Genomic DNA, 7,340 nt, shown 5'->3' on the forward strand with positions numbered 1-7,340 from the left:
GCCGGTCAGGCGATCGGTGGCGGGTCGACCGGCAGGGCGGTGACGTCGGGGGAGCTGGTGGCCGTGACCGGCGGCGTCGTCGTCGTGCCGGTGGTGCGCACGGACGCGCTCGGCTCCGGGGTCGTGTCGCGGCCCATCTTCGACTTCACCGAGCTGACCACGTCGTCGGCGCGGGCCTGCGCCATGCCGGCCAGGCCCTGCAGTTGCGGGTTGTCCTTGGCATCGGACCACATCCGCATGATCTGCTCGTAGCGCTCGCGGCCGGCCCTGGCGCCGAGCACGTAGCCGGCACCGAAGCCGACGAGGAAGGAGAACTTGGCCACGGGGAGACCTCCGGGTTGGTGAGCGGACACCGAGCGGGTGATCACGCTACGGCCGGACGCGGCGCCCCGCGACGGGAGCCTGCGCGGGACGTCCGGAGCCGTGCGGTAGTCTCGGCGGGCGCGCGGGTCCGACCCGCCCGTCCCCCGTAGCTCAATTGGCAGAGCATGCGACTGTTAATCGCAGGGTTATTGGTTCGAGTCCAATCGGGGGAGCAAAACCGCAGGTCAGCGGCTTGACGCGGTCGTGAGCTTAGTCCCCACGACCAATTTACGACCAACAAACGAGCGGACCGCGCGCTTCGGGCAAGGGCGTCCTTCCGCGGGCGGGGATCGGCGAGCGGTCGGCGACGAGGACGTGCCGGCACCGCGGCGGTCGACATCCCTGAAGGGTGCGTCGGGGTTGGAGCGCCTCACCGCGCCCTGAGGCGGACGCGCTCGGCGGCACACTCGTGAGGTGACGGCCCCAGCCGTAGTCGTGCAGCTGCCGCCAGGTGACCGCGGCGCGCCAGCCGAACCCGTCATCGCACTGCCGCCACGCCGTCTGCTCCCCGGACCACCACCGGCCGTCGTTCTCCACCTCGACGTCCCGCGGTGGGTCGAATCGGCGCTCGTCCAGCAGGCGGATAGAGACCGTCACTCGCACGGTGTAGCCGCCGGCGCGGACGCGCCACGCCCGCCGACCCCCTGGTGTGACATCACGTGACCGAACCGTGCCGGCCGGACCGCGGCACGGGACGATGAGCACCGTGGCCTACCAGGCGTCGACGTCCTTGCCGCATGACAACCTCGAGCGGGCGACCGCGGGACTGCGTGCCGAACTCCGCCACCGAGTGCTCGACGCCGGCGACCCGGGATTGCCAGACTGGTCGACACTGACCGTGACCGGCCCTGAGATCCCCGCCGACGAGCGCGGCCGGCCCTGGTTCACCTGGACCGCCACGGTGGAATCCCGCCCGCAGCGCGTTTGATCCTGCAGGTGTGACTGCGATGCGGCAGGTAGGCCGCGCACCCGTCACCGAACCCGAAGATCCACAGCCCGAGGTCGAGCCTTGGCGCGTCCTATCGCTCGCAGCAAGCTAGGGGCGCCCGCACCGGCCGTCGCTAACGTCTGAACTGTGTCTCTGAGGGCGGCTCTAGGGACAGCCAGCGCCGTGCCTTCATGAACAGAACGGCCACGACGATGACGATGACGATTGCAATGCCCACAATGATGGTGACGGGATTCGAGGTGCTGCCCGAGCCGCCGTTACGGCTCGCAAGGAGCCTGGTCTCGGCCATGATCTCGCTTGTCATGGGCAGACACTGGGGGCCGCGCGCCGTGAGACTAACGGGATGGCCAGGTCGTCCCCGCGCATCCCTGGGTTCTCCAGCGATGGCGCCCGCGCCCGGTTCCTGGCGGTATACGACCGGGTCCTGCAACGGCTCTGGCCGGTACCGGTGCAGGCCGAGGACATCGCGACCAGCGCGGGCACCGTCCGCATCTACCGGGCCGGCCCCCACGGGGAGGATCCGTACGTCCTGCTGCCGATGCTCGGTTGGAACGCGCTGGCCTGGCACCGGTGGATGGGGCGCTTCGCTGACCGTTCGGTCATCGCGGTGGACCCCTTCGGCGAACCCGGTCACTCGGTGCAGACCCGGCCGGTGACCAGCCGCGACGGGCAGGCCGGGTGGGTCGAGGAGCTGCTCGCCGGCATCGGCGCTCAGCGGGCGCACCTGGTGGGGGCGTCCTGGGGTGGCTACCTCGCCGTCGAGCACGAATTGCGCCACCCCGGCCGGGTCGCGGCGATCACCCTCGTCGAGCCGGCCGGGCTGAGAACACTGCCGTGGCGGTTCTGGCTGTGGCTGGTCCCCAGCGGCCTGGCCGCCCTGCTGCTACCGGCTCCCCTGCGCCGGTGGGCAGCTCGCCGGCTGCCCAACGCCACCCTGGCCGAGGACGAGCTCCTCACGGTGCTGCGCGCCTCGCTGAGGTACCGGCGCCCAGACAACCAGACGGTGGTCTTCACCGATCAGGAGCTGGCCGGCGTCCACGTGCCGGTGCAGGCGCTCTTCGGTAGCCGCAGCCCGCTGCAAGCCGTCGGCGTCGACCGGCTGCGCGCCGCGGTGCCGGGCTGGCGGGTCGAGGTCATTCCCGATGCCGGTCACACCCTGGTCATGGATGCCGAGGACCAGGTGATCGACCGCGTCCTCGCCTTCCCCCCGCCAACCCCCGCCGGAGAGCGGTCCTGACCGCCCCCGAGCAAAGGTCCAACGCGCTCCGACAGGACACCCGCCCGGAAGGGATAGTCCTCGTCAACACATGGCCCTGAAGGCGGCTTTAGGGCCACGTTCTGGCCGCTTACCCCTCCGCCACCACCGCTGAGAACATCACCCGGGAAAGACGTGCGGCGCCCACGCGAATGGGGCGCCCGTGCGCTTGCCGCACTTCCGGCAGATTTTGTCGTCCACACTCAAGGGCTGCTCGCCGTCCGGATGTCGCTGGACGTAGGAGTGAAACCCGAAGCGGCACCGCAGTGGCTTCCGAGTCATGGGCCGATGCTAAGAGTCGTCGATCCCGCCCAGGAGGGGACTACGGCCCTGCGCGCCCCAATCGCCCAAAGTGGGCCGCTATGGGACAGAAGGCGGCTTCAGGGTCACGGCGATGAGGGGGCCTCGGCGCAGATGCCCTGCTCGGCCGAGAGCCGTCAGCCGGCTGCGCGCTCGCTCGCGACGGCCCCCGACCTGGGTGCGGGAATTGCTGCTCCGCGGGCCGGCCCGGTGTCCGAATCGCGGGCGGTCATCGCCGCACCGAGGCGCATCAGCAGCGCTGGGGACAGGCGCATAAGCCGCCACATGATCCGCGCCTGCCGGGGCGCGACGATGATCGCCCGGTTGCGGTCCACCCCGCGCAGCACATCGGCGGCCAGGGCGTCGGCGCCGTACAGGTGCCCCCCACTCAGCTTGGTGATCACCGCGCGGGTATCGGTGGCTTCCGCCGTGGGCACCCGAGGCAGATCGGGCGGCATGCCCTTGTCCAGAATCGGGGTGTCCACACCGCCCGGGCAGACCACGCTGACCCGCACTCCTCGGGGTGCGCCCTCGCCGCGCAGGCTCAGCGACAGCCCGACCACCGCCCACTTCGTCGTGCCGTACGGCGCCGACCCGGGAATCGGCAGAAGGCCGGCCAGGGATGCGGTATTGATGATGTGCCCGGACCCCTGCCGCAGCATCACCGGATAGGCGGCGTGCACGCCGTGGACCACGCCGCGCAGGTTGACGTCGATGGCCCGGTCCCAGTGCGCTGGGGTCAGCTCCTCGACCGGTCCGCCGATGCCCAGGCCGGCGTTGTTGAACATCAGATCCAGGTGGCCATGCCGCGCTGCGGTGTCTGTCACCAACGCGGAGACCGCCTCCGCGTCCCGCACGTCTACAGCCGCCGCAGATGCCGCCCCCGGACCTACGGCGGTGAGTTGCTCCGCGACCTGGACCGCGGCGGCGCCCTCGACGTCGGCAATGATGACCTGATCCCCGCGCCGCACCAACGACGCACTCAGAGCGCGTCCGATTCCGGAAGCTCCACCGGTCACAATCGCCACCCGCGGCATGGCGCACCCCCGGCTCGCCGACTGCGTAAACGCCGCTCCTGCGGAGCAGCCTTGCGTATCCGCCCATTCGAGAACATCTTCAACGCAGCGAACGCAGCCACGTGCGCGCCCGAAAACGACCGCGATCGGCGTGGGCAGCCACAGCGTCACTGAACATTACAAGAGGTGCGGACCCGTTGAGGAGCGTCCAGCCGGATCGCTCGAGTGCCCCTTGACCTGTCCTCAAGTGGGCTGCTTGAGGACACCGGTCCCGGCTCAGTGTGGAGCGATTCCTCGGCCCTTGCTCCCGACCGTCGAGGTCTCTGACTCCAGGACGCGCGGAGGTCGGACCACGGTCACCGATCTGATGCGTCCTCGACGCGAGTGCGGGGCGAGGCGGCCGATAACCGGAACGACCACGTAACGCATCGGGCGCCGAAAGTGCGCCCCGTTCATGAGGAGCCACTGTGCCCCTTGTCCATCGAGTTGGCGCCATCGTGCTGGCGCTTGCCGCCGTCGTCATATGGTTCGCGATGGCACCTGACGAGTCCAGCGATCGATCCTCGGACATCGCGAGCGCGTTGGCCGATTACGGACCCAACGAGGCGCGCACTGAAGGTGCGCCACAGCAGCAGGTGGTCAACGGGTGGGTGGCGAAGGACCTGTTGACCGTCATAGCCGAGCAGCAGAACGACTCCGTGACCGACGAGCGGCTGCCTGCGCTTGCGGTGCTGGTCGTCCTGGGACTGGCCCTGCACATCGCGACGTCCACGCGGCCCACCACGGCGGATGGGGCGGCCTCCGCACCAGTGGCACCGGCAGCAAACCCCCGCCCTGAGCCAACTCCTGCTTTGTAAGCGCATCCATGGTGGCCGCGGATGCCTCAGCGAACGTCCCCACCGTTCCTGATCACCGTCAGCCTAGGGCGCTGTCCCTAGGTGGGCCGCTCTGAGACACCGCCGGCACGTGGCGCTAGCGTCCGACGATGCCCATGGACGATGCCGCGCACGCCACTGCACTCGCCCAGGAGCTTCTCGGACAATTCTTCGACCAGCTCTGCGTAGGCGCGGGCGATCTCCAGCTCCGCTTCTCTCATGCGACCGTCTCCCTCTGGTCGACGATCGGCGTCTCAACCGGCGATGACGCTCCCGTTCAGCCATACAGCCTCAGCGGGGTAGGCCTGCTCCTGCCGCTGCTCAACGGAGAAGTGACTGCAGCCGACATAGACCCCAGCGGGACGCTGACGATCACTATGGGCGGCGTGACCATCTGGTGCGGGAGCGACCCGGACTACGAGTCGTGGTCCTACGACGGCCGTGATGGCGAGAAGGTCGTCTGCAGGCCGGGCGGCGACTTGGCCATCTGGAGCGCAGCCCGATAACAGGTGTCCCATAGTGGGCCGCTCAGAGACAGCCGTTCCGCGTCGACGCGCTAGGTGTCGCGACCAGGGACGTTGTTGACATCCGGCGTGGTGGCTTGATCACGAAGGAGACCTCCGGAAGGAGTGGCGGTGCTTGACGTCGCCGTTGCCAACCGGAGGTCTCTGTGGCCCACGTTAACGCCCGCACGACCGTCTATGCCCGCAGGCTGATCGTCGACCGTGTCCTGGCCGGGCATCGGCCCGGTGAGGTGGCCAAGCAACTGGGCGTGAGCCGGCAGACGGTCTACAAGTGGGTGCGCCGGTGGCGCGCCGAGGGCCAGGCCGGGCTGGCCGACCGGTCCTCGCGGCCGCATCGCATACCGCGTGCGACCACGGCCGAGCGAGTCGCCGAGATCATCGCCGCACGGCGCGCGCACCATGCCGGGCCGGTCCGGCTGGCCGCGATCCTGGGCATCGCGGCCTCCACCATCGGCGCGGTGCTCGCCCGGGCCGCAGTGCCGCGGCTGGCCGAGGTCGACCGGCTCACCGGGCAGCTGCTGCGCGGCCGGCGGCACAGCGAGGTCCGCTACGAGCGCGAGCAGCCCGGTGATCTGCTGCACGTCGACGTCAAGAAGCTGGGCCGGGTGCCCGACGGTGGTGGCTGGCGGGTGCACGGCCGCTCGGAGGAGGTGCGCGGGCGCGGCAACGGCTGGGACTACGTGCACGTCGCCATCGACGATCACACCCGGCTGGCCTACGCCGAGGTGCTGCCCGACGAGCGCACCGGCACCTGCGCCGGCTTTCTGACTCGTGCGGTGGCCTGGTTCGCCGCCCGCGGCGTGGCCGTTGCCCGGGTGCTGACCGATAACGCCAAGAGCTACCGCGTCGGCCGGGCCTGGAGCGCCGCGTGTGCCCGGCTGGGCATCGCCCGCCGGTTCATCAAGCCCGGCCGTCCGTGGACCAACGGCAAGGCCGAGCGGTTCAACCGCACCCTGCAGACCGAATGGGCCTACGCCACCGCCTGGAGCTGCAACGACAAGCGCACCGCCGCCCTGGACGGCTGGCTGACCCACTACAACACTGCCCGCAGCCACTCCGCCCTCGGAGGTCACCCGCCGATCAGCCGACTCGCCGCGTAAACAACCTCTTCGGTCACGACAGCTAGGACGCATCACCTGCGCCCTGACGTGAGCGGCGGCGTCGCTGCCCTCGCTTCACTACGACGATGGTCAACAAGTCCAGGACGATCAACGTTACGAATGCGCCGAGCGCGAGGGTCCAGTTGCCATCCATGGCTGCGGGCACGGCGAGTGCGACCGTCACGACAGTCAGGACGAGGTGCAAGGTCGTCAGCCACGCAGGGTCCTTCTGAGCGGCCACGAACCGGACGCTACTCACTGTCAGGTGGCTGAGACGCCAGATGGTCAAGCTAGGCCGACCAAGCGCGCCGTGGTGTCCCTTACGACCTCGTGCACGGTTAGCCCGACGACTTGACCGTGCTGTGTGCAGGACGAGCAGGGTGGAGATGTGTCGAGCACTCTTCCCCGTGCCGCCGCTGTCGCCGATCGCCGAGTGACCGGACTGTCTCGAGACGTCCTGGCCGAGCTGGTCGCCGAGCTGGGACCGCGCTGGCAGGCCCGTCAGGACGCGCGGCTGGCCGATCGGCCTCGGCGGCGGGCGGTCGGCGCCGGTGCCGGTACCGGCTGGTGTTCCTCGACCGGCTGCTGGCCACCCTGGTGCACCTGCGCCACGGGGTCACCCATGACGTGCTGGCCTGCTAGTTCGGTGTGTCCCGGTCGACGATCACCCGGGCGATCGGAGAGCTGCGCCCGCTGCTGGCCGAACGCGGCTGCACCGTCGAAGGCGGGCTCCGGCTGCGCACCCTGGCCGATGTGGTCGCCCATCTGGGTGCCAGCGGGCAGTTCGGCCTGCTGGATGCCACCGAGGTCCGGGTGCGCCGCCCGGCGGCCCACAAAGCCGGTCGGCAGCGATTCGTCTCGGGCAAGGCCCGGGCCAACACGGTGAAGGCGCTGGTGATCACCGACCCTGCGGGGCGGCTGCTGTTCTGCGGACACAGCCGTCCGGGTTCCATCCACG

At 70.0% G+C, this 7,340-nt stretch carries 11 protein-coding genes and 1 tRNA gene; 8 read left to right on the forward strand and 4 right to left on the reverse strand.

The features are described from left to right. Positions 1–5: 5 nt before the first annotated feature. Positions 6–323 (reverse strand): hypothetical protein, encoded by a 318-nt coding sequence (locus ABQ292_RS11495; protein ID WP_369206365.1) that lies wholly within the window; start codon positions 321–323, stop codon positions 6–8. Positions 324–463: 140 nt separating this feature from the next. On the opposite strand from ABQ292_RS11495, the gene ABQ292_RS11500 reads away from it, so the two are divergent. Both ABQ292_RS11500 and ABQ292_RS11505 read left to right on the forward strand, forming a co-directional pair. Beyond that, a tRNA-Asn gene (locus tag ABQ292_RS11500) sits at positions 464–536 on the forward strand. A gap of 533 nt (positions 537–1,069) precedes the next feature. Further along, positions 1,070–1,291, forward strand: coding sequence for a hypothetical protein (locus ABQ292_RS11505; RefSeq protein WP_369206367.1), 222 nt, complete (start codon positions 1,070–1,072; stop codon positions 1,289–1,291). Between the two features lie 133 nt (positions 1,292–1,424). On the opposite strand, the gene ABQ292_RS11510 is transcribed toward ABQ292_RS11505, so the two are convergent. Then, positions 1,425–1,616 (reverse strand): hypothetical protein, encoded by a 192-nt coding sequence (locus tag ABQ292_RS11510; RefSeq protein WP_369206369.1) that lies wholly within the window; start codon positions 1,614–1,616, stop codon positions 1,425–1,427. Positions 1,617–1,655: 39 nt separating this feature from the next. On the opposite strand from ABQ292_RS11510, the gene ABQ292_RS11515 reads away from it, so the two are divergent. Next, complete coding sequence (locus tag ABQ292_RS11515) at positions 1,656–2,549, forward strand: alpha/beta fold hydrolase (protein WP_369206371.1); 894 nt, start codon at positions 1,656–1,658, stop codon at positions 2,547–2,549. 455 nt (positions 2,550–3,004) lie between these two features. On the opposite strand, the gene ABQ292_RS11520 is transcribed toward ABQ292_RS11515, so the two are convergent. Further along, on the reverse strand, positions 3,005–4,054 hold the full coding sequence (locus ABQ292_RS11520) for an SDR family NAD(P)-dependent oxidoreductase (protein ID WP_369206373.1): 1,050 nt from the start codon (positions 4,052–4,054) through the stop codon (positions 3,005–3,007). Positions 4,055–4,350: 296 nt separating this feature from the next. On the opposite strand from ABQ292_RS11520, the gene ABQ292_RS11525 reads away from it, so the two are divergent. The 3 genes from ABQ292_RS11525 (at position 4,351) to ABQ292_RS11535 (ending at position 6,382) form a co-directional block, all read left to right on the forward strand. Further along, positions 4,351–4,740 carry a hypothetical protein gene (locus ABQ292_RS11525; protein WP_369206375.1) on the forward strand — a complete coding sequence of 130 codons (390 nt, stop codon included), beginning with the start codon at positions 4,351–4,353 and terminating at the stop codon, positions 4,738–4,740. A gap of 128 nt (positions 4,741–4,868) precedes the next feature. Further along, on the forward strand, positions 4,869–5,264 hold the full coding sequence (locus tag ABQ292_RS11530; protein ID WP_369206377.1) for a DUF6188 family protein: 396 nt from the start codon (positions 4,869–4,871) through the stop codon (positions 5,262–5,264). Positions 5,265–5,428: 164 nt separating this feature from the next. Next, positions 5,429–6,382: an IS481 family transposase gene (locus ABQ292_RS11535; RefSeq protein WP_369206379.1), complete on the forward strand. Its 954-nt coding sequence runs from the start codon at positions 5,429–5,431 to the stop codon at positions 6,380–6,382. 22 nt (positions 6,383–6,404) lie between these two features. On the opposite strand, the gene ABQ292_RS11540 is transcribed toward ABQ292_RS11535, so the two are convergent. Further along, on the reverse strand, positions 6,405–6,623 hold the full coding sequence (locus tag ABQ292_RS11540; protein ID WP_369206381.1) for a hypothetical protein: 219 nt from the start codon (positions 6,621–6,623) through the stop codon (positions 6,405–6,407). Positions 6,624–6,979: 356 nt separating this feature from the next. Here ABQ292_RS11540 and ABQ292_RS26685 point away from each other — a divergent pair, with 356 nt between their 5' ends. Together ABQ292_RS26685 and ABQ292_RS11545 are read left to right on the forward strand one after the other, a co-directional pair. Next, complete coding sequence (locus ABQ292_RS26685; RefSeq protein ID WP_438940585.1) at positions 6,980–7,024, forward strand: hypothetical protein; 45 nt, start codon at positions 6,980–6,982, stop codon at positions 7,022–7,024. 6 nt (positions 7,025–7,030) lie between these two features. Then, positions 7,031–7,340: transposase family protein (locus ABQ292_RS11545; protein WP_369206383.1), on the forward strand; the 310-nt coding region annotated here is incomplete at its 3' end.

The organism is Geodermatophilus maliterrae (assembly GCF_041018925.1).
Lineage (GTDB): Bacteria > Actinomycetota > Actinomycetes > Mycobacteriales > Geodermatophilaceae > Geodermatophilus > Geodermatophilus maliterrae.